We start from the raw sequence: 23,721 nt of genomic DNA, 5'->3' as shown, positions 1-23,721 counted from the left end.
TCAACGGCGTCGATCTTAGCAGGTCGGCGCAGCGCGTCAGGCACTGCCGCGCGTCACTGCCCGGTCGTTTCGCCGGCCAGCAGCGACTGCCGTTCGTTGACCAGGTTGCCCCAGGTTGCCGGCGGCGCCCAGCCGGCAACCCATGCCGGCACGGAAGCGGCGGCCATCGGCCGCGATATCGAGAAGCCCTGCAACTGGTGGCAGCCCAGCGACGCCAGCAGATCCCCCTGCACCGGCGTCTCCACCCCTTCGGCGATCACCGCCTTGGCCAGCATGCGCGCGGTGGTGATCACGCCCGCGGCGATCGCCATGTTGCGGTCATCATGCAGGATGTCGCGCACGAAACTCTGGTCGAGCTTGATGTGCTCGATGTCGAGCTGCTGGATGTGGCTCAGCGACGCCGAGCCCGTGCCGAAATCGTCCAGCCCCACGCGGATGCCGCGCCGCCGGCATTCCTCGATGACCACCTTGGCCCGCGCATGGTCCATGCTTGGCCCGGTCTCGGTGATCTCGATACCGAAGCCGACGTCCATCACGTCAGGATAGGTGTCCAGCGCGGCGTCGATGTCCGCGAAGAACGCCGGGTGCAACAGGTGGCGGGTGCTGATGTTGACCGACACCGGAACGGGCACGCCGGCATGCAACCAGCCCTGGCAGCAGCGCAGTGCCTCGTCCAGCACGTAGCGTCCGATCGGCCGGGCAAGTTGCGGGTCGTCCAGCACGTGCATGAAGTTGGCCGGGCCGATCAGCTCCTGCTCGCGATCGTTGAGACGCAGCAGTGCCTCCATCCCGGCCACGCCGTTGATCCCGGGCAGGCCGTCGATGTAGACGATCGGCTGGAACAGGAGCTGCAAGCGCGACTGCTGCAGGGCCTGGGCGATCCGCTCGCGCATCGCCTGCAGACGCACCTGCTCCAGCTCCATGGCCGGCTCGTACAGCGAGCCGCGATCCTTGCCTGCCTCCTTCGCCTCGTACATCGCCATGTCGGCGTGGCGGACCAGCCCCTCGGCGCTGGAGCCGTCGAGCGGAAACAGGGTCCAGCCGATGCTTGCCGACAGGAACAACTGCTCCTCGTCCAGGTTGAACGGCACCCGCAGCGCCTGCAGGATGCAGCGGCTGATCACGTCCAGCTGCTCGCGGCTGTCCAGGCCGGGGATCAGCAACGCGAATTCGTCGCCGCCGAGGCGGGCCAGCACGTCGGCGTCACGCAGCATGCCGCGGATGCGCGAAGACGCCTCCGCCAGCACGCGGTCGCCGCCGCTGTGGCCGGCGGTATCGTTGACGCTCTTGAACCGGTCCAGGTCCAGGATGCCCACTGCCAGCAGGGAATCGTCGGCGGTGGCTCGGGTCCGCGCCTGTTCCAGCAGCTCGAACAACAGCCGCCGGTTGGGCAAACCGGTGACCACGTCGTAGAACGCCAGCCGCTCGACGCGCGCCTCGTGCAGTTTCCGCTCGGTGATGTCGCGCTGCTGCCAGATGCAGCCCTGCGCCACGCCGTCAATGCAGATCGGCATGAAGTCGCGCAGCAGTACGCGCCCGTCGGCCAGCAGCACTTCCTCGTCGCGCGACTCCTCGTTGCGCGCCACGATGCCGGCCATGCGTTCGAGCTCGCGTTCGGGCTCGCAATAGAGATGACTGATGCGAGCGTGCAGCGCGGCCGACGGCAGGCCCTCCAGTTCGCCCGGCGATTCGGCCAGCCCGAACAAGGCACAGAATGCCTCGTTGGCGAACTTCACCAGCCCGTTCGCCGTCGTCACCAGCACCCCGGAATGCTGGTTGGACAGCACCGTGCGCACGTGCTGCAGGTTGAAACGCAGATCGCGCTCGGCCAGCAGCCGCGCCGCGTGCGCCCGCTGCATCTGCATGCCCAGGCCAAGCTCGACCGCCATCTCCGCGAACACCTGGACCTCGACCGGGGTGAAAGCGTCGGCCTGGTCGGCACCGACCACGAACACGCCCACCACCGCCTCGCCCACGCGCAGCGGCAACGCCAGCACCGCGCCGTCTCCCAGCGTCGTGCCCGGCAGCGGCCATTCGCGCGGCGCGCCCGCGGCGTACTGGCGAACGCACGGCTCGCCGCGGCGCAAGGCGACGACCGCGGCATCGCCGGCATGCTTCTGCTCGTCCAGGGCGAGACCCTCCCCCGGCGTCACCACGCCATCCATGCCGGCGTGGGCATGCAGGCGCAAGCTTGTGGCCGCGTCGTCGGCAAACAGGCCGATCCACGCGAAGCGGTAGCCGCCCACGCGGCAGGCCACGTCGCTGCTCTCGGCCAGCAGCAGGGTTTCGTCAGGGCTGTGCGTGACCACCTTGATCATCTCGCTGAGCAGACGCAAGGCGCGGCGCTGGCGAGCCTCCTGCTGCACCGAGCGCTGCAACTGATGGCGTTGCGACTGCGCCTCCAGCCCCAGCCCGATGCTGGCGGCGGCCTGCTGCAGCAGCTCGGTCAACCGTGTCGAGAAGTACGCGGGGTCGGATGCGCGGATCACCAGTCCGGCGCGCACCTCGCCGAACACCATCACCGGTATCGCCATCGCGGCGACCACGTCATGGCGCTCGTAGGCGGTGCGCAATCGCTGCAGGCCCGGCACGCGGCGCAGGTCCGGCTCGATCTGCGGCACGCCGCGCCAGAACGAGGGCCGCACCAGCGACAGCGGGGTCTGTTCGGGGTAGATGTCCTGCATGTCCGCGGCCACCGCCACCGGCGCCACCCGCTGGAACCATCCGGCCGCGTGGTCGGCCTCGCCGATCATCACCAGCATCGCGCCCAGGCGCCGCTGCAGCACCTCGATGATGGCGTCGTAGAGTTCCGGAGGTTCCACCGCGCGAACCAGCAGCTGGCCGATCTCGGACAGCGCCGCGTAATAGCTCTCGCTGGTCGCAGCCGTGGCGCCCGTATTGACCCGCATCGCGTCCGGCTCTTCGAGGTGCATGCCGTCTTCCCCTGCTTGCGCAGCAACCTAGCTGGGTCGGTCCAAGGGCGCAACACCGACGGTGGGGGTCGGTTCGTCGGCTTGGATCTGGCACCAGCCCCAATGGTCGAATATCCACGGCGAGCACAAGTCTAGCGACAGCCGCACGAAACACGGCGCCGCACGCGCAGCCGCGGGCAGCTGCAGGCGCAATGTGCCGTCCGCGTCATGTCGCAGCGGCGCGCTCTGCCAGGCCCAGCGCTGCGATGTTGCCGGGTTCACCAGGTCCAGCCGCAGCCAGCGCCACCACACGCGGGGCGGGTGCCACGGCAGGGCTGCCGGCATCGGAGCGTCCGGCTCGAAATAGGTTTCGTCGCGCTCCGCCATTCGGCGCAGGCGCTTGCCGCTCAACGCGAGTTGGCTGCGATGCGCCTGCAGGGCGGCCCGCTTGCCGGCGAGCTGGGCGGCCGTGGCAGGCATCTTCAAGGCGCGCCGATCCCCCTTGTCGCCATGCACGAGGTAGGCGAGCAGCGCCGGCGGCGTGGCGTGGCCGGCCAATGCCAGCCGCACCAGCACGTGCGCCGCGCTGTGGTCGGGATGCCGATCCTGCAATGACGGCACGGCGATCAGGTCGGGGGCGAAGCGGTCGATCGCATCGCGGATGGCGGCCACGGCCCGGTCGGTCGATTGCAGCAAGAGGTCGGTGACGCCGAGGTCGGGCCAGTCCAGGGACTGCAACGCAGTCGCCGGTACCCCCAGCGCGGCGAGCGCATGCTGCAATTCGGCCGCGCGCCGCTGCGCCCAGCGGCGCCGATCCGCCGCGCCGAGGCGCCAGCGGCGTTCCAGCGCGCGCTGCGGCCAGGGATTGTTGTCGCCGGCGGTCAGCAGCAGGATGCGCACCTCGCCACCGGCCGCCAGCACTTGCTGCAGCAGCACGCCGGTGGCCAGGGTTTCGTCATCGGGATGCGGCGCGATCACCAGCAGACGGGTGCTCGCGGAGAACTCTGGCCCGCCGTCGCCCCGGGCACTGTCCATCAGCGCCACCGGGACAGCAGCTCCAGCAGCAGCAGATCCGGGCGCAAGGGGCCGCGCAGGCCCTCGCGTGCACGGTTGCTGGCGTCGTGCCAATCGCCCAGCGCCGCCGCGTCCAGCGCGCTGCCCAGTGGCGGGCGATCGCCCAGCGAACGGGCGCGCAGTTCGTCGGCCGCGGCCTGCGCGGCAAACCACAGCCGCTGCGCCGGCTCGTCGTCCAGCCAGCGCTTGACCACCTCGGCCGCCTGGCCGCGCCCGCCGGCCAGCGCCGCCAGGTCGCGGCGGACTTCGGTGCGCTGCTCCAGCGCGCCATGCCGGCTCCATTGCATGGCGAGTCCCGGGTTGCCACCGGCTGCCGCCAGCGCCGCCCTGCCGTCGGCCACGCCTTCGCGCTGCAGCCAGGCCAGCGCCAGCGCCGGTTCGGGCAGATGGAACTCGATCCGCTGGCAACGGCTGCGGATCGTCGGCGGCAACCGCCACGGCGCATCGGCCAGCAGGATCAGCATGGTTTGCGCAGCCGGTTCCTCCAGCGTCTTCAGCAAGGCATTGGCCGCCGCGGCGTTCATCGCGTCGGCCGGGTCGATGGTGACCACCTGCCAGCCGCCGAGCTGGCTGCGCATGGCCAGCCGGGCGGACAACTCGCGGATCTGGTCGACCACGATCTCGGTGCGTGGCGTGCCGTCCTTGCGCAAGCCGAAGGTCAGTTCCACCCGGTCCGGATGCGAGCCGGCCGCGCTCAACCGGCAACCCCGGCAATGCCCGCAGGCTTCGCCGTGCACCGGCTCGGTGCACAGCAGGCCGCGCACGAAACGCTGCGCGAACGCACGCTTGCCCAGGCCGGCGGCACCGCACAGCAGCAGGGCGTGCGGCAGCGCGCCGCGCTCGCGACGGGCCTGCAGCCGCGACCAATGATTCTCGTGCCATGGCAGTGCGTTCATCGGGCCGACCCTTCCAGCCACTCGATCAAGGCATGCGTGGCCGCCTGCAGCACCTGCCCGGGAGCCTGGCTGGCGTCGATGACGCGGAAGCGGTTCGGCTCCTGTGCCGCGCGGGCGCGGTAGCTGGCACGCACCCGCTCGAAGAACGCGTCCGCCTCGGACTCGATGCGGTCGGCCTCGCCGCGACCGGCGGCACGGGCGCGCCCGGCCGCGACCGGCAGGTCGAGCAGCAAAGTGAGATCGGGCTTCACGCCGTCGCAGGCCCAGCGCTCCAGTTCCTCGATGCGCGCGGCGGGCTGGCCGCGTCCACCGCCCTGGTAGGCGTAACTCGCGTCGGCAAAGCGGTCGCACACCACCCACTGCCCCGCAGCCAGCGCGGGCTCGATCACCTCGCGCACCAGCTGTGCGCGCGAGGCGAACATCAACAGCAGTTCGGTCTCCGCCGCCAGCGGGGCCAGCGCCGGATCCAGCACGATCGCGCGCACCGCCTCGCCCACCGGCGTGCCGCCCGGCTCGCGCGCCTGCACCACCGACAGCCCGCGCTGGCGAAGGCAGGCCAGCACGCCGGTCAGCAAGGTGCTCTTGCCGGCGCCCTCGCCGCCCTCGAGGCTGATGAACCTGCCGCGCGCGGGACTCATCGGCAGCGCTTCCGCTGGTAGCAGTCGACGTTGCGGTTGTGCTCGGCCAGGGTGCTGGAGAACACGTGGCTGCCATCGCCGCGCGCCACGAAATACAACGCATCGCCGGCGGCGGGATGCAGCGCGGCCGCGATCGCCGGCCGGCCCGGCAGGGCGATCGGTGTGGGCGGGAGGCCGGGCCGGGTGTAGGTGTTGTAGGGCGTGTCGGCGGCGAGATCGCTCTTGCGGATGTTGCCGTCGTAACGCGCGCCCATGCCGTAGATCACGCTGGGGTCGGTCTGCAGCAGCATGTGATGCTCCAGGCGCCGGACGAACACCCCGGCGATCTTCGCACGCTCGTCGGCGCGGCCGGTTTCCTTCTCCACGATCGAGGCCAGGATCAGCGCCTGGTACGGATTGGCCAGCGGCAAGTCCGGCGCACGCCCCGGCCAAAGCGCCGCCAGCGTACGCTCCATCGCCGCATGGGCGCGGCGCAGGATGTCCAGCTCGCCGTCGCCCTTCACGTAGGCGTAGGTCTCTGGCAGGAAGCGTCCTTCCGGCGCCTCGCCGCCGGCGCCGATGCGCTGCATGATCGTCGCGTCGTCGAGGCCGCTGGTGTCGTGCTGCAGCACGTCGGCCTGGGCCAGCGCGCGGCGCAGCTCGGCGAACGTCCAGCCGTCGACGATAGTGAAGTTGCGCTGCAGGACCTTGCCCGCCGCCATGTCCGACAGCAACTGGCGCGGCGTGATGCCGGGCGCGAGCGCATATTCCCCCGCGTGCAGCTTGCCGGCCACGTGCATCTGCTCGGCCAGCAATCGCCAGTACCACGGGCTGGCCGTGGTCAGACCCTGTCGCCGCAGCTCGGCGACGATGCCCCGGAAACTGGTGCCGCGGCTGACGTCGATGCTTTGCTGTTGCGGCGATACGTTCAACGCGGTCACGCTGAAACGATGGTAGTCGTTCCAGCCCACCGCCAGCGCCGCAGCGAGCGCCAGCGCCAGCACCACCAGCAGCAACCCGTGCAGCCGCGCAGCCCCGCGCATCGCTCGAACACTCATCCGCCCTGCTCCATTGAAAATCCCAGATCGCGCCAATGCTGCTGCAACCGGCGCGCCACTGCGCCGGGTGCCCAGGTCCAACGCTCCAGCGACTGTACCGGCACGATGCCGCGCACGCTCGAACTCAGGAACAGCTCGCTGGCCCCGGCCAGGGCCTCCAACCCGATCTCGGCCACGCGCGCCGACATCGCCTCCAGCACCTCGGCCCGCGCGACCCCGGCGATGCCGCAGCGGTCCACGGCCGGGGTCAGCAACTCGCCGTCGATCACCGCGAACAGGTTGGCCATGGTCGCCGAAATCACATGGCCGTGGCCATCGCACAGCACGCCTTCGGCGATCGCCGGATCGTTCCACTCGGCGCGCGCCAGCACCTGCTCCAACCGGTTCAGATGCTTGACGCCGGCCAGTCGCGGCTGCTCGGCCAGCCGCAGCCGGCACACCCGCATGCGCACGCCGTGGATGGCCGCCTCTCCCACCGGCGGCGGCGGGAACGCGGCCACCACGCGGGTGGGCCGCGGCGTTGCCGGCGGCGCATAACCGCGCTCGCCGATGCCGCGCGTCACGGTGATACGCACCACCGCATGCGCCATGTCCGCCCGGACCTGCTGCATTTCGTGCCAGAGCTGGTCCGGGTCGGGTGCGGGAATCAGCAGGCGCTCGCAACCGGCCGTCAGCCGCTGCATGTGCCGCGCCCACAGCGGCGCGCGCGTGCCGACCATGCGGATGCTCTCGAACAGGCCGTCGCCGTAACCGAAGCCGCGGTCGAGCACGCTGACCCGATCCGCGGCCACGCCGTCGACCAGCAGCCGCGCCGCCATCAGCCCGGCGTCCCGAGCGCGCGCAGCAGGCCGCGTGCCTTGGCGCGCGTCTCGTCCAACTCGGCGGCGGCTTCCGAGTCGGCGACGATGCCCGCGCCGGCGCGCAGGCTCACGTGCTCGCCGCTCAGCGTCAGGGTGCGGATCAGGATGTTCAAGTCGAGCTCGCCATTGCAGTCCAGGTAGCCCAGCGCGCCGGTATAGGCGCCGCGCGGCGTGCGCTCCAGCGCGGCGATGATCTCCATGCAGCGTACCTTGGGGCAGCCGGTGATGGTGCCGCCGGGAAAGGTGGCGGCGATCACCTCGCCCGGCGTCACGCCGGCGCGCAGCCGTCCGCGTACATTGGAGACGATGTGGTGAACATGGGCGTAACTCTCCACCACCATCAGCTCGTCGACCTCGACCGTGCCCGGCGCGCAGACGCGACCCAGGTCGTTGCGCTCCAGGTCGAGCAGCATCACGTGTTCGGCACGCTCCTTCGGGTGGGCGCTCAGTTCGCGGATGCGCGCGTGCTCGTCGTCGCCGCTCAGCCGCGGGCGCGTACCGGCGATCGGACGCGTCTGCGCCACGCCGCCGCGCACTTCCACCAGGCGTTCGGGCGAGGAACTCAGCACGGCCCAGCCCGGCTGTTGCAGCAAACCGGCGAACGGCGCCGGGTTGGCGCGGCGCAAGGCGTCGTAAAGCGCCGCCGGCTGGGGAGGCAGCGCGTAGCGGGCGTTCCAGCCGCGCGACAGGTTCACCTGGAACGTGTCGCCGGCCCGGAGGTGTTCGTGAATGCGCTGCACGCCATCGAGGAAGTCGCCGGGCGGGTCTTCCTCGATGGTCTCGAGTGCGGGCAACGGCGGCCATGCCGCCGGCGATGCAAGATCGGCTTCGAGCCGGTCGAGCAACGGCTCGAAGCCGGCCTCGGCGACCAGCCAGGTGCATTCGTGCCAATGGTCGACGATGATCGCCGCCGGGCAGCGCACGGCCAGCGCCAACGGCAGCGTCGAGCTGGGCGGCAACTTCAATCGGGGCTCGATCTCGGCGGCCAGTTCATAGCTCAGCAGCAAAACCCAACCGCCGTGGAACGGCAACTCGTCGGTGCCAGCCGGGCACCGCCCGGCAAGCCACACCCGGTCCAGCGCATCGAGAAAGCGACCCGGCTGCACGCGACCGTCACCGTCGCGCAACACGCCATCGGCGACCAGTTCCAGCCGCTCGCCGGGAAACGCGAACAGGATGTCGTAGCGCGATTGCGCGCTGCCGTGCACGACGCTCTGCAACAGGCACGGATAGCGCTCGGGGAGCGTCGCCGCCGGCGCGAGAAGATCGCGCCGGCCGTCCAGCCGGCGCCGATGGCAAGCCATGCCCGCGTCGGTCAAACGCGACGGAACGCCAGCGTGCCGTTGGTGCCGCCGAAGCCGAACGAGTTGGACAGCACCACGTCGAGCTTCGCCTCGCGCGCGACGTTGGGCACGAAGTCGAGGTCGCAGCCTTCGCCCGGCTCGTCCAGGTTGATCGTGGGCGGCAGCACCTGGTCGCGCAGCGCCAGCACGCTGAAGATCGCCTCGACGCCACCGGCCGCGCCCAGCAGATGGCCGGTGGTGGATTTGGTGGAGCTCATCGCCAGCTTGTACGCGTGGTCGCCGAACACCTTCTTCGCCGCCATCACCTCGCCGAGGTCACCCAGCGGCGTGGAGGTGCCGTGGGCGTTGACGTACTGCACGTCGGATGGATTGAGGCCGGCGTCGTTCAGCGCGGTCTGGATGCAGCGCGCCGCGCCTTCGCCGCCTTCGCTGGGCGCGGTCATGTGGTAGGCGTCGCCGCTCATGCCGAAGCCGACCAGCTCGGCGTAGATGCGCGCGCCGCGCGCCTTGGCATGCTCGTACTCCTCCAGCATCACCACGCCGGCGCCGTCGGACAGCACGAAGCCGTCGCGATCCTTGTCCCACGGGCGGCTCGCCTTGGTCGGCTCGTCGTTGCGGGTGGACATCGCCTTGGCCGAGCAGAAGCCGGCCATCGCGGTGCCGGTGGTGGCGAACTCGGCGCCACCGGCGATCATCGCGTCGGCATCGCCGTACTGGATCATGCGTGCAGCCAGGCCGATGTTGTGCGCGCCGGTGGTACAGGCAGTGACGCAGGCGATGTTGGGCCCCTTCAGGCCGAACATGATGGACAGCTGGCCCGAGACCATGTTGATGATCGAGCTGGGTACGTAGAACGGCGACACGCGGCGCGGGCCCTTGGCGGCCAGTTCCAGCGTGGTCGATTCGATCGTGTACAGGCCGCCGATACCGGCGCCCACCGCCACGCCGACGCGAGGTGCGTTGGCCTCGGTGATCTCCAGGCCCGAATCGCGCAGAGCCTGGGTGCCCGCCGCCACGCCGTAATGGATGAACGGGTCCATCTTCTTGACGTCCTTGAGCGGCATCCATTCGGCCGGGTCGAAACCGCTGACCTGTCCGGCGATGCGCGTCGAGTAGGCCGAGGTGTCGAAGTGGACGACGGGGCCGATGCCGCTCTCGCCCTTGACCACCCGATCCCACGCGCTGGCGATGTCGTTGCCGACGGGCGAGATGATGCCCATGCCGGTCACTACTACTCGACGCTTGCTCATGCTTGTTCCTTCGTTATTCCCGGGAAGCTGCCACGACCGATGGCCGGCGCGGCGCGCTCCGGGTGCGTCGTCCGTGGCGCCCGACGATGCGCGATGCACCATACGGGTTCGGACGTTGCGAAATTCAGAAACGAAAACTGCGCCATTCAGGCGCAGCATTCGATATCGCTGCCCATCCTTGCCGGCTCGCACGGGGCGTGCCAGGCGGGATGGACATGCCTCCGGAACCGATCAGTCCTTGGAGTGGGCCTTGATGTAGTCGACGGCCTGCTGCACGGTGGTGATCTTCTCGGCATCCTCGTCCGGGATCTCGGTCTCGAACTCTTCCTCGAGCGCCATCACCAGCTCCACCGTGTCCAGCGAGTCCGCGCCCAGATCATCCACGAACGAAGCGTTCGCCGTGACTTCATCTTCCTTCACGCCCAACTGCTCGACGACGATTTTCTTGACGCGTTCTTCGATGGTGCTCATGTTGCCCATACCTCTCAAGGGGTGATTGTTTGTCGGTACCGGTCCGACTGCATGGCTCAAGACCGGCGGCATTGTAGTGGCTAAGCGCCAGTGCTGCCACGATTCGCCGGCGATGGCTGGCCACGGCCGCCGTTGACCGACGCGAAAGCGCAATTGTCGCCTAAAAAGAGCCTGCTGGCGACAACTCCGTGCGCCGGCCTCACGGCATGTACATCCCGCCGTTGACGTGCAAGGTCTCGCCGGTGATGTAGGACGCCGCAGGCGAAGCCAGGAATCCCACGGCCTTGGCGATGTCGCCGGCATCGCCCAGACGGCCGAGCGCGATCTGGCCGAGCAACCCGTGGCGGGTCTCTTCCGGCAGTGCGCGGGTCATGTCGGTGTCGATGAAGCCGGGCGCCACCACGTTGACCGTGATGCCGCGCGTGCCGATCTCGCGCGCCAGCGATTTGGAGAACGCGATGATGCCGGCCTTCGCCGCCGCGTAGTTCGCCTGGCCGGGGTTGCCGGTGAGCCCGATCACCGAGGCGATCGAAATGATGCGGCCCTTCTTCGCCTTCATCATGCCGCGCATCACCGCCTTCGACGTGCGGTACACGGAGGTGAGGTTGGTGTCGATGATCGCCTGCCAGTCCTCCTCCTTCATCCGCATCAGCAACTGGTCGCGGGTGATGCCGGCGTTGTTGACCAGGATCGAGACCGGGCCGAATTCCTTCGCGATGGCGTCGACCAGCGCCTCGACGGCGGCGCCGTCGGTGACGTCCAGCACGCGGCCGTGACCGCCGTGCGCAGCCATCCGCTCACCGATCGCGGCGGCGCCGCCTTCGCTGGTGGCGGTGCCGATCACGATGGCGCCCATGGCCGCCAGCTCGTCCGCGATCGCCGCGCCGATGCCGCGGCTGGCGCCGGTGACCAGCGCGATTTCACCTTGCAGTGGGTTGCTCATTGTCGGGTGTTCCTTCGGGGAATCGGAAAACGGAAAACTCACGCCCACTCGGCGCGGGCGGCATCGAGCTGGGCCGGATCGCCAAGCGGGCGCGCCTCGATGCTCTTGTCGATGCGCTTGATCAGTCCGGCCAGCACCTTGCCCGGCCCGCATTCGGCGATGCGCGTGGCACCGCCCGCGGCCAGTGCCTGCACGCACTCGGTCCAGCGCACCGGCAGGTACAACTGGCGCTGCAAGGCGCCGCGGATCTCCTCGACCGTGCCGTAGCTGCGCGCCTCGGCGTTCTGGATCACCGGCACGCGCGGAAGCTGCCAGTCGATCGTGGCCATCCGCTCGCCCAACCGATCGGCCGCCTCGCGCATCAGTGCGCAGTGCGACGGCACCGACACGGCCAGCTTGATCGCCTTCTTCACGCCCAGCTCGGCGAGCCGGACCAGCGCACGATCGACCGCCTCGGTGTTGCCGGCGATCACCAGTTGTCCCGGTGAATTGAAATTGGCCGGTGACACGACCTGCCCTTGCGCCACCTCTTCGCAGACAGCCGCGATCTGCGCATCATCGCCACCGAGGATGGCCGCCATCGCGCCCACGCCGGCCGGCACTGCAGCCTGCATCAGGCGCCCGCGCTCGGCCACCAGGGCGGCCGCGTCGTGCAAGGACAGCGAACCGGCGCAGACCAGCGCGCTGTACTCGCCCAGGCTGTGGCCCGCCAGTTGTGCCGGATCCACGCCACCCAGCTTCTGCCACACGCGCCACACCGCCACGCTGGCAGCCAGCAGCGCCGGCTGGGTGTGCTCGGTGCGGTTGAGCTGTTCCTCCGGCCCCTGCATGGCGAGGCTCCACAGATCGACGCCGGCGCCCTGCGAAGCTTCCCCGAACGCCGACTGCACCTCGGCGTGCGCAGCAGCCAGCTCGGTCAGCATGCCGACCGATTGCGAGCCCTGACCGGGGAAAACGAAAGCCAGCGAAGCGGAAGTGGAACTCATGGAGGCGCAAATCCCGTCGACGAAAACCGCCATGGTGCCAGCATCGACGGCCATACGCAGCTGTATTCCGCATTTTCCGGGACACAAAACATGATGCCGCCCGGCTGGGCGGCATCACGAAGAACTCGCCGGAACCGCGGTGGCTCAGTAACGCAGCAACGCCGAGGCCCAGGTGAAACCGCCGCCGAATGCTTCCAGCAACAGGTTCTGGCCACGCTGCACCTTGCCCGAACGCACCGCGTAATCGAGCGCGAGCGGCACCGAACCCGAGGACGTGTTCGCATGCTTGTCGACCGTCACGATGACCCGCTCCATCGACATGTTCAGCCGCTTGGCGGTCGCCTCGATGATGCGCAGGTTGGCCTGGTGCGGGATCAGCCAGTCGATGTCCGACTCCTGCATGCCGGCCGCCTCCAGCGTCTCGCCGACCAGGGCGTCCAGCGTCTTCACCGCGACCTTGAACACCTCGCGCCCGGACATGCGGATGCGCACGCCGTGATTGGGCTCGTCGCTGAAACCGGCCGACACGCCCACCGGGTTGTACAGCAGGTGCTTGTAGCCGCCGTCGGCGTGCAGGCAGGTGGCGTAGACGCCCGGTTCGCTGGACGCCTCCAGCACCACCGCGCCGGCGCCGTCGCCGAACAGCACGCAGGTTTCGCGCTCCGTCCAGTCGACCATCCGGGTGAGCGTCTCGGCGCCCACCACCAGCACCTTCTTCGACTGCCCGCTGCGGATGAACTTGTCGGCAACGCCCAACGCGTAGACGAAGCCCGAGCACGCCGCATTCACGTCGAACGCCGCGCATCCGTTGGCGCCCAGGCGATGCTGCAGCAGGCAGGCGGTGGAAGGAAAGATGAGGTCCGGCGTGGTCGTGCCGAGCACGATCAGGTCGAGTTCGGACGCCTTGACGCCCGCCGCCTCCAGCGCGTTCTGCGCGGCCCGGAAGGACAAGTCGCCCGTGGTTTCGCCGTCGGCGGCGATGTGCCGCTGGCGGATGCCGGTGCGGGTGCGGATCCACTCGTCGCTGGTGTCGACGATCTTTTCCAGATCGGCATTGGTGACGATACGCTCGGGCAAGGCGCTGCCGGTGGCGACGAGGCGGGAATAAATCTGGGTCATTCAACTTTCCATCGGCAGGGACTGCGGGATCGGCCGCTGGGCCGACGCCGTACGTTACGTGCCCGGGTGGCGGAACGCAAAAACGGCGCGTCGCCGCGCCGTTCCGGTTGATCGCCCGGCGGGACCCCGCAGGGCCCCGGCAACCCGGTCAATCCTCGACCGACACCGCGGCCTTGGCCTGGATCACCTTCTTGCCACGGTAGTAGCCGTCCTTGGTGACGTGGTGGCGCAGGTGCACCTCGCCGCTGGTCGGGTCGGTGGAAAGCTGCACGGTGCTCAGCTTGTCGTGGGCACGACGCATGCCGCGGGTGGACGGGGTACGGCGGCTCTTGGCAACAGCCATGGTAGTTCTCCAACTGAAACGTGGTGAAATGAAACGGGATGATCGTTGATCGAACGGCCCGGATCAGGCGAGCCGGGCCGACGTTATTTCTTCAGCTCGCGCAATACCGCGAACGGATTCTCCGAGCGCCCCGATTCGGCATGATCCTGCGCCGGGTCGTGGCCTGTCACTTCGTCGGGCAACCGGCTGTCCGGGTTGACCGGAACCAGCGGCAGCGCCAACAGCAATTCGTCCTCTATCACATCCGCCGGTCGCAGGCGGCCATCCTCGGCCACCAGCAGCGGTTCGCAATCGGGCGGCAATCCCGCCTCGTCGCGCTCCTGGCCGATCAGCCCCAGTCGCGTGTGCACCGCAACCGGCAGCACGAACGGTTCCAGCGAACGCTGACAGATCAACGTCAGCGGCGCGCTGGCGCGGACATCCACGTAGCTGGTGCCGAGATCGTCGCGCCCGAAATCAAGCGTGAAACTGACCTCGCCATCGGTGCCGGCAAGTGCCTCGCCGAGGCGCCGCAGGCTCGCGATGGGCAGCGTTCCCTCGAATGAACGCCGCGCCGAGACCATGCGCCAAGCGTCCACGGACTCTGGCAGTGTCACGGACATAATCGCGGAATGGTAGGTTTGCCGGGCCGCCAAGTCAACCCGCGGCTGCGCCGGACCGCCGACGCCGACGCCTGTCAGGTGCATTTTGCCTGATCCCGCCCCGATGCGGCAGACTGGGCCACTCCCGCACGACGAAGCCGCGCCCTTGAATCCGTACCTCACGCTCAGCGTGGCGGCCTGCCTCGCCATCCTGATCCTGCTGGCCGGCACGGCCATGCTGCTGCGCAAGCACCAGAACCGGCGCGCCGGCAGCATCCGCGACCTGCTGGACCTCGCCGATCGGCTGGAGATCGACCTGAAAACCTGCCGCTCCGGCCTGCAGCAGGCGCATGCGGTGATGTCGCTGAACCCGGACCTGCCCGCCGCCAGTGAAAAGGACGCCCGTCACGCGGTCGATGCGGGGCTGCGCGCGCTGCTGCAGCAACGCTTGTGGATTCGCGACCGGTCCCCCGCCGCGAGCCAGCACGAACTGGACGAAACTGCCAGCTCGATGCGCGAGGCGCGCGACCGCCTGCAGCCGCTGCTGAAGGCACTGGCCCAGGCGCAAACCGAGCTGAACAGCGCGATGCGCGAGCAGATCCGCCGCGACTCGGACCACTGATGGACAAACTGCACACGCGACGCCGCATCGTGCTGGCCTCGACCTCCCGCTACCGCGCCGACCTGCTGCGCCGCCTGCTGGCGGATTTCGAGCAGGCCGCGCCCGATACCGACGAGACACCGCAGGCCGGGGAAGCTCCCGCGTCGCGTGCCCTGCGCCTGGCGATCGCCAAGGCAACCGCCGTGGCCGCGGATTTCGACGACGCGCTGGTGATCGGCTCCGACCAGGTGGCCGCGCTCGACGGCGCCATCCTGCGCAAGCCCGGCAGCGTGGAGGCGGCCCGCGAGCAGCTCGGCGCCAGCTCCGGCTGCGTCGTGCATTTCCACACCGCGTTGTGCCTGCTCGACACCCGTCATGGCCGCTCGCAAACCCACGTGGATGACACCCGGGTCCGCTTTCGCGAGTTGGGCAGCGCGGAAATCGAGCGCTACGTCACACGCGAGCTGCCGCTGGATTGCGCCGGCAGCTTCAAGTGCGAAGGATTGGGCATCAGCCTGTTCGAGGAAATCGACAATCGCGATCCCAGCGCCCTGATCGGCCTGCCGCTGATCGCACTCGCGCGCATGCTGCGCCAGGCCGGCGTCGCCGTGCCCTGAGCGGCGACGGGCGTGCCGCTACACTGCCGGACACACGGCGCGGACCGCGCCCGCCTTGGCTCCAGACCGTCGAGAAACCATGTCCGCCACCATCGAGCCCCGCGCCGAAGCCCTGCAACAACGCCTGCAAGCCGCGATCGACCAGGTCAATCGCGTCCTGCTGGGCAAGCCGCATCAGGTCAAACTCGCCTTCACCTGCCTGATCGCCGGCGGCCACCTGCTGCTGGAGGATGTGCCCGGCGTGGGCAAGACCACCCTGGCGCATGCGCTGGCCGCCACCTTCGGGCTGGAGTTCCAGCGCGTGCAGTTCACCAGCGACCTGCTGCCGTCGGACATCATCGGGGTCAGCGTCTACGAGCGCGACAGCGGGAGCTTCCGCTTCCATCCCGGGCCGATCTTCACCGGCCTGCTGCTCGCCGACGAGATCAATCGGGCCAGCCCCAAGACGCAAAGCGCGCTGCTCGAGGCGATGGCGGAGAACCAGGTCACCGTGGACGGCCAGACCCACGCGCTGGCCCCACCCTTTTTCGTCGTCGCCACGCAGAATCCGCTCGATCTCAACGGCACCTTCCCGCTGCCGGATTCGCAACTGGACCGGTTCATGCTGCGGCTGTCGCTGGATTACCCCGACCCCGGCGCCGAGCGCGCGCTGCTCACCGGCAGCGATCGCCGCGACATGCTGGCCCGACTCACCCCGCAGCTGGACGCCGAATCGCTGCTGGCCCTGCACCAGCGGGCGCAGGCCATCACTGCCAGCAGCGCCCTGCTCGACTATCTGCAGGCGCTGCTGGCCGCGAGCCGGCGCCATCCGGAGATCCGCGCGGGCCTGTCGCCACGCGCGGGCCTGGCGTTGCTGGGCGCTGCCCGCGCCTGGGCCATGCTCAGCGGCCGCAGTCATGTACTGCCCGAAGACATCCAGGCCCTGTTCGTGCCGCTGGCAGCTCACCGACTGCCGGCCACGCGGGGGGCCGACGGAGCGCAGCTGGCGCGGCAGTTGCTGACCGAGGTGGCGGTGGATTGATGCGAGACCTGATGCAACGCCTGCAACGCCGGGCGGAAAAGCGCCTGCCGGCGTTGACCCGCTACCGCCGCCCGGAGCGATTGCCGATCACCCTGCATCGCCGACGCATCTATATCGTGCCCAGCGGCTTCGGCCTCGGCTTCACCGTGCTGTTGCTGGTGATGCTGGTCGGCGCGCTGAACTACAACAACAACGCCGCCCTGCTGCTGACCTGCCTGCTCGGCGCAGCGAGTGCGGCGAGCATGCTGGTGGCATTCCGCAACCTCGACGGGCTGCGCCTGGATCACCTGCGCGCCGGCCATGCGATCGCCGGCGAGGCGATCGAGCTGGTGTGCTCGTTCCATTCGGATCGCCCGCGCGGCGCCCTCCGGCTGGACCTGGACGACGAATCGACTGTCTTCGCCGTGGACAGCGCCGACGCCGCCCAGGTCCGCCTGCGCCTGCCGACCCACCGGCGCGGCTGGCAACCGCTGCCGCGACTGCGCCTGTGGACCAGTTGGCCGCTGGGCATGTTCCGCGCCTGGAGCTGGCTGCACCCGGAGCAATCCGTGCTGGTCTGGCCGCGCCCGGAGGCGACCGGTCCGGCGCCACGGGCGATGGCCGACGACGCCCGCCGCATGCAACTTCACCGCGGCGAGGAACTGGCCGCGTTGCGCGACTATCGCGCCGGCGATCCGCAACGGCACATCGCCTGGAAACCCAGCGCCCGCCACGACGACCTGCTGGTGAAGGACTTCGAACAGCCGCGCAGCCGGCCGCAGTGGCGCCTGGACTGGCGGCAACTGCATGGTCTGGACGATGAAGCCCGCATCGCGCGACTGGCACGCTGGCTCAACGAGGCGCAGGCGCAGCGCTGCAGCTACAGCCTGTGGCTGCCGGGCACCGAGATCGGCAGCGGCAGCGGACTGCAGCACTACGTCCGCTGCATGGACGCGCTGGCGGGCCTGCCGTGAGCGGGCGCAGGAAACCGGGCAAGCCGGCGATCGCGCTGCCACAACGCGCGTTCGACCTGCTCTGCCTCAGCGCAGCCTTCGTGCTGGCGGTCAACGCCAGCCACCTGCCGTGGTGGCTCAGTGCCGCGCTTGCCGTGATCCTGGGCAGCCGCTGGTGGCAGCGTCACCGCCACCCCGGTCGCCTGCCGCAGGCGATCAAGCTGCCGCTGCTGACCCTGCTGACCCTGGCGATCATCGCCTACTACGGCAACCTGTTCGGGCGTGCGCCGGGCACCGCGCTGGGCATCGGCCTGCTGGTGCTCAAGCTGCTGGAAACCGAAACGCTGCGCGACGTGCGCGTCGGGGTGGGCTTTGCCTGTTTCACCCTGATGACCGCCCTGCTGTTCGACCAGGGCATGGTCAGCACGCTGGTGGTGGCGCTGGGACTGGTGCCCGCGCTGGCCACCCTGCGGGCGCTGGAACCCGCGCAACCGGCGACCGGCATGGCGCGCAGCTTCATGCCCGCGCTGGCGCTGCTGGCGGCGGCACTCCCGCTGGCCTTGCTCGCCTTCGTGCTGGTGCCCCGGCTGGGTTCGCCGTTGTGGGGCGCACCCGGCCGCGACCAGGCGCGCACCGGCCTCAGCGACCGCATGAGTCCGGGTGCCTTCACCGAGCTGTTGACCGACGATCACCCGGCCATGCGGGTCACCTTCGACGGCCCACCGCCGCCGCCGGACCAGCGCTACTTTCGCGCCTTCGTCATGGCCAGGTACGACGGCGTGAGCTGGAGCTATGACGACGTGGCCCACGCAGCACCGGTGCCGCTCGAGGTCGAGCAGTCGATCGGCTACCGGATCAACCTGCTGCCCACGCACCGCCGCGTGCTGCCGACCCTGGACGTGCCGATCGAGGCGCCCGCGGGGGCCGTCATGCACAGGGACCGCGTGGTGGTAGCCAGCCGACCGGTCGACGATGCGCTCAGCTATGCGCTCGGTTCGGCCACGCGATACCGGCTCGAACCGCAGTTGGACGCGCGACCCCAGCGCTGGCTGCAGCTCCCCGCCCGCTTCAACCCGCGCACGCTGGCGCTCGGCCAATCCTGGCGCGAGCGCCACGGCAGCGACGACAACGCCATCGTCCGCGAGGCGCTGGCGCTGTTTCACGATGGCGGGTTTCGCTACACGCTCGCGCCGGCGCCGTTGGGCCGCGACGCCATGGACGATTTCCTGTTCGCCACGCGCGAAGGCTATTGCGAGCACTACTCGTCCGCATTCACCGTGCTGATGCGCGCAGCCGGCATTCCGGCACGCGTGGTCACCGGCTACCAGGGTGGCTACTGGAACAAGCTGGGCAACTATCTGCTGGTGCGCAACTCCGATGCCCATGCCTGGAGCGAAGTGTGGCTGGCCGGTCGCGGCTGGGTGCGCGTCGACCCCACGGCCGCCGTGCGCCCCGAACGGGTCAGCCTGGGCGCTGCCGCTGCCGCGGGTGATCAGCTGGACTGGTACCGACGCGACTGGCTGCAGCAGTTCCGCAATCGCTGGGACATTGTCAACCGCTGGTGGGACCAGGGCGTTGTGGCGTTTGATGCGCTACGCCAGCGCGGCTTGCTGACCCCGTTCGGCATCCGCGACACCGACACGAGAACGCTGGGCGTGCTGCTGGCCATCGGCAGCAGCCTGTTCGTCGCCATCGGGCTGGCGTGGGCATTGCGGCGGCGGCAGCCGCGCGACCCGTTGCGGGAGGCCTTGCGCGCGCTGGAACGCAAGCTCGCACGGCAACGGATCGTCCGGCGGACCGGCGAAGGCCCGCAGCACTACCTGAGCCGCGCGGCACGTGCCCTGCCGGCGCAGCGCGGCCGGCTGACGGAGTTGATGCAGCAGTACCTGGAGCTTTGCTATGCCAGCGACGAACCCGCGCCTGAATCAGTCCACGCGTTCCGGCGCATGGTGCGGGATTTTCGGGTAACGAACGTGGTCAAATGACATCGATGCGATGGTGGACACCATCGTTCCTGACGGAGAAAACCTCATGTCTCTTTACCGTCCTCTCACCCTCGCCGCCGCGGTTGCCGTGCTGGGTGGTTGTGCGACGATCCCGCAACCGCTGCAGGGAAACTACGCCACCGTCTCCACCGCCAGTGCGCGACAGGGCGGCGCCGGCGACACCCCGGTTCGCTGGGGTGGCGAGATCATCAAGACCGAACCAGGCCCGCAGCAGACCTGCTTCTTCGTGCTGTCGCGCCCGCTGGACAAGCAGGCACGACCGCGCCTGGGCAATTCGGGCGAGAACGACGGCCGCTTCGTCGCCTGCCGTGACGGTTTCTACGACCCTGAGGTGTTCACCCGCGGACGCGAGCTGACCGTGACCGGCACCCTGCACGGCACCGTGACCAAGAAGGTCGGCGAGTACGACTATGCCTACCCGCGCGTCGAGGCGAACGTGGTCTACCTGTGGCCCAAGCGACAGCCCCGCGCAGCCTACCCGCCCGGCTTCTACGACCCGTTCTGGGGCCCGGGCTTCGGCCCGTACTGGGGCAGCCCGTGGGGCTATCCGTACTGGGGCGGCCCGCGGGTGATCGTGGTGCGTCCGCCGGCACCGCCACCGCCGCCGAAGAAGTAACCATCTGCCTACGAAAACGCCGGCTCGCAGCCGGCGTTTTCCGTTTTTCGTCAGGTCCGCGCCGGTCAGCCCGGCGGCCAATGCATGCGGCGTCCGGCCAGCAGATGGACATGGATGTGGAAGACGGTCTGGCCGCCATCCTCGTTGCAGTTGATCACGGTGCGATAACCCTGCTCGGCGAAGCCTTCCTGCTTGGCGTAGGCCGCGGCGGCCAGCAGCAGTTTTCCGAGCAGTGCCGCCTGTTCCGGAGTCGCGTCGTTGAGCGTCGCCAGCGACTGCCTGGGAATGAACAGCACGTGCACCGGTGCCTGCGGATTCAGATCGCGGAAGCCCAGCACCTCGTCGTCCTCGTAGACGATGTCGGCGGGAATCTCGCGGCGGACGATCTTGCTGAAAATGGTATCGCTCATGCTTGACTCCCTCGATCCGGCGGCGCGGTGGCCGTCATCAGTCCAGTATCTGGCGACCGCCGAACGCATGCGCCAGCGTGCTGCGGTCGACGTATTCCAGTTCGCCGCCCAGCGGCACGCCGTAGGCCAGCCGGGTCGGGCGCACGCCACCGGCACGCGCCAGCTGCGCGAGGTAGTGCGCGGTCGCGTCACCTTCCACGGTGGGATTGGTGGCGATGATCATCTCCTCGATCTCGCCCTCGCCCAGGCGCCGGGTCAGTTTCGCCAGCCCCAGTTCTTCCGGCCCGAGCCCGTCCAGCGGCGACAGCCGGCCCATCAGCACGAAGTACTGGCCACGATAACCGGTGGCCTGCTCGATCGCCGCCAGTTCGGTCGGCGACTCGACCACGCACAACACCTGTCGATCACGACTGGCACTGGCGCACAACGCGCACAGCGGCTCCTCGCTGAAATTGCGGCAACGCTCGCAGTGGCCGATCTTCTCCATCGCCTGCGCCATCACCCGCGCAAGCCGCGACCCGCGCTCGCGCTCGCGCTCAAGCAGATGAAACGCCATCCGCTGCGCACTCTTGCCACCCACGCCGGGCAGGCAGCGCAGCGCCTCGATCAGTTCGGCAAGAAGTGGGGAGCTGTTCATGGGCCCTTGGCCGCGAATGGGGAATCGGGAATGGAGAGTCGGGAAAGCACGGCTCGCTGGCTCCCGCGCCTGGTCTCGCGATTCCCCATTTCCGATTTCCGGCTCAAAACGGCATCTTGAACCCGGCCGGCAGGTTCATCCCGGCGGTGACGCCGCCGAGCTTGTCCTTGCTGGCCTGGGCAACTTTGTTGACGGCGTCGTTCACGGCGGCGGCGACGAGGTCTTCCGCCATCTCGGGGTCGTCGGCAAAGGTCTGCCGGTCGATCTGCACGCGGCGCACTTCATGCGCGCCGGTCATCACCACGCTGACCAGGCCGCCGCCGGCGCTGCCGGTGACTTCGAGTTTCGCGATCTCCTCCTGCGCGCGCTTCATGTCTTCCTGCATGCGCTGCGCCTGCTGCATCAACTGACCGATTTGTCCTCTCATCATCTGGCTCCGGGTTCGTTGCCCAAGGGTTTGACGGATTGCGGCACGACGCGGGCGCCGAAGTCGCGCTTCAGGCTCTGCACCAGCGGATCGTCATCGATCGCCTGCTCGGCCGCGCTCTGCGCGCTGTCGCGTGCCTTGGCCGCGCGCGCCGCCGGGGTCTGCATGGCGTCGGCCTGGCTCTCGCTGACGAAGCGCAGGCGGATGGTCTCGCCCAGCGCCTGGCTGATGCGATCCTCCATCTGGCTGACCATGGGCTCCACCGCCATGCCCATGTGCGCCGGCTGCAACGCCAGCACCAGGGTCTGGCCGTCACGCTCGCGCAGCACCGCGTTCTGCGCCACCACGCTGAACGGCCCGCGCAGCTGGGCCCGTTCGATCAGCGCCTCCCAATCCGGCCGGCCGCTCGCATCGCGTGCAATCGGCGCGGGCGCCGGAGCCTGCGCGGCGGGCTCGCGCGGTGCTGGCGCGGGTGTCGGCGTGGCAGCGCGAGTATCTGCGGACGGCGGTGCGGGTGCACGCGCGTGCGCCTGACTCGTCGGCGCACGCGGCGCCACGCGCGCCGCCGCGGGTTCGTCGCCCGGACGGAAAGCGAGCATGCGCAGCAAGGCCATCTCGAAACCGGTGCGGGCGTCGGGCGCCAGCGTGAGGTCGCGCCGGCCCGTCACTGCAATCTGGTAGTACAGCTGCACGTCCTCCGGCGTGATGCGCCCGGCGAGGTCGGCCAGCGCGCCGTCGGCGTCATCCGCTTCCGGCCGGTAGCCGGGAATCAGCTGGATCAGCTGCAGGCGATGCAGCAGGCCGGCGATGTCGTCGAGCACGCCGCCGAAGTCGGGCGAATAGGAGGCGATCTGCGTGCACTCGACCAGCAGCTGCTCGCCGTCGCCCGAAGCCAGCGCCTCCAGTACGCCGAGCACCTGCCCGCGCGCCACGCTGCCCAGCATGGTGCGCACGTCGTCGGCGTGCAGCGCGCCGCCGCCATAGGCGATGGCCTGGTCAAGCAGCGACAGGCCATCGCGCAGCGAGCCGTCCGCGGCGCGGGCCAGCTCGCCGATCGCGCTGTCTTCATAGGCGATGTTCTCGGCACCCAGGATGTGCCGCATCTGGCCGGAGATCTGCTCCGGCAGCAGCCGCTTCAGGTTGAACTTCAGGCAGCGCGACAGCACCGTCACCGGCAGCTTCTGCGGGTCGGTGGTGGCGAGCAGGAACTTCACGTGCGGTGGCGGCTCTTCCAGCGTCTTCAGCAACGCGTTGAACGCGTTCTTCGACAGCATGTGCACCTCGTCGACCAGGTACACCTTGAAGCGGCCGCGCGACGGCGCGTACTGCGCGTTCTCGATCACCTCACGCACGTCGTCCACACCGGTGTTGCTGGCCGCGTCGATCTCCAGCAGGTCGACGAAGCGGCCTTCGTCCACCGCCGTGCACACCGAACACTCGCCGCAGGGATCGGCCGACTGCCCGCGCTCGCAGTTCAGCGACTTGGCGAAGATGCGCGCAATGGTGGTCTTGCCGACGCCGCGGGTGCCGGTGAACAGGTAGGCGTGATGCATGCGGCCGGTGTCGAGCGCGTTGGTGAGCGCGCGCACCACGTGTTCCTGCCCCACCAGCTCGGAGAACTTGCGCGGGCGCCACTTGCGGGCGAGTACCTGATAGGACATGACTGCCAACGTGGGGACAAAGGTCGATTGTGCCAAGTCGGCGCACGCAAGTCAGCAAACGTCCGGCCCGAAATGGTGGCGGCCCCGCCAGCCACACCCCGGCACCCGAGTCATTCGCTACCGTTGCTTCCTTCCGGACCTGGCGGAGTTTGCGAACTATCGTCGCGGGGGGACCGACGGGGCCACCATGGACGTCAAGCGATTACGCTTGTTGCTGTGTTGTTGCTGTTGCTGTTGCTGTTGCGCCAGCTTCATGCCGTCGCAGTTTGTTCAGAAACTGGCGGAGAGGGCGGGATTCGAACCCGCGATACGGGGATAAGCCGTATACACACTTTCCAGGCGTGCTCCTTCAACCACTCGGACACCTCTCCACTTTTCG

General features: G+C 69.3%; 24 protein-coding genes, 1 tRNA gene and 1 other RNA gene. 6 read left to right on the top strand and 20 right to left on the bottom strand.

The genetic code is table 11. The features are described from left to right. Positions 1–53: 53 nt before the first annotated feature. The 14 genes from ACVCL3_RS01980 to ACVCL3_RS01915 form a co-directional block, all read right to left on the bottom strand. Positions 54–2,933 carry a sensor domain-containing phosphodiesterase gene (locus tag ACVCL3_RS01980; RefSeq protein ID WP_447098844.1) on the bottom strand — a complete coding sequence of 960 codons (2,880 nt, stop codon included), beginning with the start codon at positions 2,931–2,933 and terminating at the stop codon, positions 54–56. Between the two features lie 27 nt (positions 2,934–2,960). Then, positions 2,961–3,947, bottom strand: coding sequence for a PIG-L deacetylase family protein (locus ACVCL3_RS01975; RefSeq protein ID WP_447100309.1), 987 nt, complete (start codon positions 3,945–3,947; stop codon positions 2,961–2,963). Then, positions 3,947–4,882: a DNA polymerase III subunit delta' gene (gene holB, locus ACVCL3_RS01970; RefSeq protein ID WP_447100308.1), complete on the bottom strand. Its 936-nt coding sequence runs from the start codon at positions 4,880–4,882 to the stop codon at positions 3,947–3,949. The genes ACVCL3_RS01975 and holB overlap by 1 nt, the downstream gene beginning before the upstream one ends. Continuing rightward, positions 4,879–5,520, bottom strand: coding sequence for a dTMP kinase (gene tmk / locus ACVCL3_RS01965; protein ID WP_447100307.1), 642 nt, complete (start codon positions 5,518–5,520; stop codon positions 4,879–4,881). Before tmk ends, holB begins: the two co-directional genes overlap by 4 nt. Next, positions 5,517–6,557 carry an endolytic transglycosylase MltG gene (mltG, locus tag ACVCL3_RS01960; protein WP_395118624.1) on the bottom strand — a complete coding sequence of 347 codons (1,041 nt, stop codon included), beginning with the start codon at positions 6,555–6,557 and terminating at the stop codon, positions 5,517–5,519. The genes tmk and mltG overlap by 4 nt, the downstream gene beginning before the upstream one ends. Beyond that, a complete protein-coding gene (gene pabC, locus ACVCL3_RS01955) occupies positions 6,554–7,375 on the bottom strand; it encodes an aminodeoxychorismate lyase (RefSeq protein WP_447100306.1) in 822 nt (273 codons plus the stop codon). Before pabC ends, mltG begins: the two co-directional genes overlap by 4 nt. Continuing rightward, positions 7,375–8,721 carry an aminodeoxychorismate synthase component I gene (locus tag ACVCL3_RS01950; protein ID WP_447100305.1) on the bottom strand — a complete coding sequence of 449 codons (1,347 nt, stop codon included), beginning with the start codon at positions 8,719–8,721 and terminating at the stop codon, positions 7,375–7,377. Before ACVCL3_RS01950 ends, pabC begins: the two co-directional genes overlap by 1 nt. An 11-nt stretch (positions 8,722–8,732) precedes the next feature. After that, complete coding sequence (gene fabF / locus ACVCL3_RS01945; RefSeq protein ID WP_447100304.1) at positions 8,733–9,971, bottom strand: beta-ketoacyl-ACP synthase II; 1,239 nt, start codon at positions 9,969–9,971, stop codon at positions 8,733–8,735. Between the two features lie 231 nt (positions 9,972–10,202). Then, the gene (gene acpP / locus ACVCL3_RS01940; protein WP_007513179.1) at positions 10,203–10,442 is read right to left on the bottom strand and encodes an acyl carrier protein; all 240 of its coding nucleotides are present in this window, start codon (positions 10,440–10,442) and stop codon (positions 10,203–10,205) included. Positions 10,443–10,641: 199 nt separating this feature from the next. After that, positions 10,642–11,385, bottom strand: a complete 744-nt coding sequence (fabG, locus tag ACVCL3_RS01935; RefSeq protein ID WP_395118632.1) for a 3-oxoacyl-ACP reductase FabG — start codon at positions 11,383–11,385, stop codon at positions 10,642–10,644. A gap of 38 nt (positions 11,386–11,423) precedes the next feature. Beyond that, positions 11,424–12,371 carry an ACP S-malonyltransferase gene (fabD, locus tag ACVCL3_RS01930; protein WP_447098837.1) on the bottom strand — a complete coding sequence of 316 codons (948 nt, stop codon included), beginning with the start codon at positions 12,369–12,371 and terminating at the stop codon, positions 11,424–11,426. 144 nt (positions 12,372–12,515) lie between these two features. Further along, complete coding sequence (locus ACVCL3_RS01925; RefSeq protein ID WP_447098836.1) at positions 12,516–13,490, bottom strand: beta-ketoacyl-ACP synthase III; 975 nt, start codon at positions 13,488–13,490, stop codon at positions 12,516–12,518. Positions 13,491–13,638: 148 nt separating this feature from the next. Next, on the bottom strand, positions 13,639–13,833 hold the full coding sequence (gene rpmF, locus ACVCL3_RS01920) for a 50S ribosomal protein L32 (protein WP_136257062.1): 195 nt from the start codon (positions 13,831–13,833) through the stop codon (positions 13,639–13,641). Positions 13,834–13,916: 83 nt separating this feature from the next. Continuing rightward, a complete protein-coding gene (locus ACVCL3_RS01915; RefSeq protein ID WP_447101556.1) occupies positions 13,917–14,435 on the bottom strand; it encodes a YceD family protein in 519 nt (172 codons plus the stop codon). Positions 14,436–14,580: 145 nt separating this feature from the next. On the opposite strand from ACVCL3_RS01915, the gene ACVCL3_RS01910 reads away from it, so the two are divergent. The 6 genes from ACVCL3_RS01910 (at position 14,581) to ACVCL3_RS01885 (ending at position 20,207) form a co-directional block, all read left to right on the top strand. Beyond that, entirely contained in the window at positions 14,581–15,036 is a 456-nt protein-coding gene (locus tag ACVCL3_RS01910; RefSeq protein WP_395118638.1) for a hypothetical protein, read from the top strand. After that, positions 15,036–15,632, top strand: coding sequence for a Maf family protein (locus tag ACVCL3_RS01905; RefSeq protein WP_447100303.1), 597 nt, complete (start codon positions 15,036–15,038; stop codon positions 15,630–15,632). The genes ACVCL3_RS01910 and ACVCL3_RS01905 overlap by 1 nt, the downstream gene beginning before the upstream one ends. Positions 15,633–15,711: 79 nt before the next feature. Further along, positions 15,712–16,653, top strand: coding sequence for an AAA family ATPase (locus tag ACVCL3_RS01900; RefSeq protein ID WP_395118642.1), 942 nt, complete (start codon positions 15,712–15,714; stop codon positions 16,651–16,653). Further along, positions 16,653–17,606 (top strand): DUF58 domain-containing protein, encoded by a 954-nt coding sequence (locus tag ACVCL3_RS01895; protein ID WP_447100302.1) that lies wholly within the window; start codon positions 16,653–16,655, stop codon positions 17,604–17,606. Before ACVCL3_RS01900 ends, ACVCL3_RS01895 begins: the two co-directional genes overlap by 1 nt. Continuing rightward, complete coding sequence (locus ACVCL3_RS01890) at positions 17,603–19,570, top strand: transglutaminase TgpA family protein (protein ID WP_447100301.1); 1,968 nt, start codon at positions 17,603–17,605, stop codon at positions 19,568–19,570. Before ACVCL3_RS01895 ends, ACVCL3_RS01890 begins: the two co-directional genes overlap by 4 nt. Before the next feature lie 46 nt (positions 19,571–19,616). After that, entirely contained in the window at positions 19,617–20,207 is a 591-nt protein-coding gene (locus tag ACVCL3_RS01885) for a Slp family lipoprotein (RefSeq protein WP_447098831.1), read from the top strand. Between the two features lie 65 nt (positions 20,208–20,272). On the opposite strand, the gene ACVCL3_RS01880 is transcribed toward ACVCL3_RS01885, so the two are convergent. The 6 genes from ACVCL3_RS01880 to ACVCL3_RS01855 form a co-directional block, all read right to left on the bottom strand. Next, positions 20,273–20,617, bottom strand: a complete 345-nt coding sequence (locus ACVCL3_RS01880; RefSeq protein ID WP_395118650.1) for a histidine triad nucleotide-binding protein — start codon at positions 20,615–20,617, stop codon at positions 20,273–20,275. A 37-nt stretch (positions 20,618–20,654) separates the two neighbouring features. Then, entirely contained in the window at positions 20,655–21,254 is a 600-nt protein-coding gene (gene recR, locus ACVCL3_RS01875) for a recombination mediator RecR (RefSeq protein ID WP_447098830.1), read from the bottom strand. A 103-nt stretch (positions 21,255–21,357) separates the two neighbouring features. Next, the gene (locus ACVCL3_RS01870) at positions 21,358–21,681 is read right to left on the bottom strand and encodes a YbaB/EbfC family nucleoid-associated protein (RefSeq protein ID WP_395121393.1); all 324 of its coding nucleotides are present in this window, start codon (positions 21,679–21,681) and stop codon (positions 21,358–21,360) included. Further along, the gene (dnaX, locus tag ACVCL3_RS01865; RefSeq protein ID WP_447100300.1) at positions 21,681–23,342 is read right to left on the bottom strand and encodes a DNA polymerase III subunit gamma/tau; all 1,662 of its coding nucleotides are present in this window, start codon (positions 23,340–23,342) and stop codon (positions 21,681–21,683) included. Before dnaX ends, ACVCL3_RS01870 begins: the two co-directional genes overlap by 1 nt. An 82-nt stretch (positions 23,343–23,424) precedes the next feature. After that, positions 23,425–23,521: signal recognition particle sRNA small type (gene ffs / locus ACVCL3_RS01860), an RNA gene on the bottom strand. Between the two features lie 99 nt (positions 23,522–23,620). Beyond that, a tRNA-Ser gene (locus tag ACVCL3_RS01855) sits at positions 23,621–23,713 on the bottom strand. Positions 23,714–23,721 lie beyond the last annotated feature (8 nt).

The sequence above is a fragment of the Rhodanobacter sp. UC4437_H4 genome (assembly GCF_052978425.1).
Note: the sequence above shows the minus strand (reverse complement) of the source record. Positions and strands in the feature narration are given on the sequence as shown.

Coding starts and splice junctions, on each gene's coding strand:
- holB (WP_447100308.1), bottom strand. CDS start 4,882: ATGAACGCACTGCCATGGCACGAGAATCATTGGTCGCGGCTGCAGGCC.
- acpP (WP_007513179.1), bottom strand. CDS start 10,442: ATGAGCACCATCGAAGAACGCGTCAAGAAAATCGTCGTCGAGCAGTTG.
- ACVCL3_RS01980 (WP_447098844.1), bottom strand. CDS start 2,933: ATGCACCTCGAAGAGCCGGACGCGATGCGGGTCAATACGGGCGCCACG.
- recR (WP_447098830.1), bottom strand. CDS start 21,254: ATGAACAGCTCCCCACTTCTTGCCGAACTGATCGAGGCGCTGCGCTGC.
- mltG (WP_395118624.1), bottom strand. CDS start 6,557: ATGAGTGTTCGAGCGATGCGCGGGGCTGCGCGGCTGCACGGGTTGCTG.
- rpmF (WP_136257062.1), bottom strand. CDS start 13,833: ATGGCTGTTGCCAAGAGCCGCCGTACCCCGTCCACCCGCGGCATGCGT.
- ACVCL3_RS01870 (WP_395121393.1), bottom strand. CDS start 21,681: ATGAGAGGACAAATCGGTCAGTTGATGCAGCAGGCGCAGCGCATGCAG.
- ACVCL3_RS01905 (WP_447100303.1), top strand. CDS start 15,036: ATGGACAAACTGCACACGCGACGCCGCATCGTGCTGGCCTCGACCTCC.
- pabC (WP_447100306.1), bottom strand. CDS start 7,375: ATGGCGGCGCGGCTGCTGGTCGACGGCGTGGCCGCGGATCGGGTCAGC.
- ACVCL3_RS01950 (WP_447100305.1), bottom strand. CDS start 8,721: ATGGCTTGCCATCGGCGCCGGCTGGACGGCCGGCGCGATCTTCTCGCG.
- ACVCL3_RS01885 (WP_447098831.1), top strand. CDS start 19,617: ATGTCTCTTTACCGTCCTCTCACCCTCGCCGCCGCGGTTGCCGTGCTG.
- ACVCL3_RS01900 (WP_395118642.1), top strand. CDS start 15,712: ATGTCCGCCACCATCGAGCCCCGCGCCGAAGCCCTGCAACAACGCCTG.
- fabF (WP_447100304.1), bottom strand. CDS start 9,971: ATGAGCAAGCGTCGAGTAGTAGTGACCGGCATGGGCATCATCTCGCCC.
- tmk (WP_447100307.1), bottom strand. CDS start 5,520: ATGAGTCCCGCGCGCGGCAGGTTCATCAGCCTCGAGGGCGGCGAGGGC.
- ACVCL3_RS01975 (WP_447100309.1), bottom strand. CDS start 3,947: ATGGACAGTGCCCGGGGCGACGGCGGGCCAGAGTTCTCCGCGAGCACC.
- dnaX (WP_447100300.1), bottom strand. CDS start 23,342: ATGTCCTATCAGGTACTCGCCCGCAAGTGGCGCCCGCGCAAGTTCTCC.
- fabG (WP_395118632.1), bottom strand. CDS start 11,385: ATGAGCAACCCACTGCAAGGTGAAATCGCGCTGGTCACCGGCGCCAGC.
- ACVCL3_RS01880 (WP_395118650.1), bottom strand. CDS start 20,617: ATGAGCGATACCATTTTCAGCAAGATCGTCCGCCGCGAGATTCCCGCC.
- fabD (WP_447098837.1), bottom strand. CDS start 12,371: ATGAGTTCCACTTCCGCTTCGCTGGCTTTCGTTTTCCCCGGTCAGGGC.
- ACVCL3_RS01925 (WP_447098836.1), bottom strand. CDS start 13,490: ATGACCCAGATTTATTCCCGCCTCGTCGCCACCGGCAGCGCCTTGCCC.
- ACVCL3_RS01915 (WP_447101556.1), bottom strand. CDS start 14,435: ATGTCCGTGACACTGCCAGAGTCCGTGGACGCTTGGCGCATGGTCTCG.
- ACVCL3_RS01895 (WP_447100302.1), top strand. CDS start 16,653: ATGCGAGACCTGATGCAACGCCTGCAACGCCGGGCGGAAAAGCGCCTG.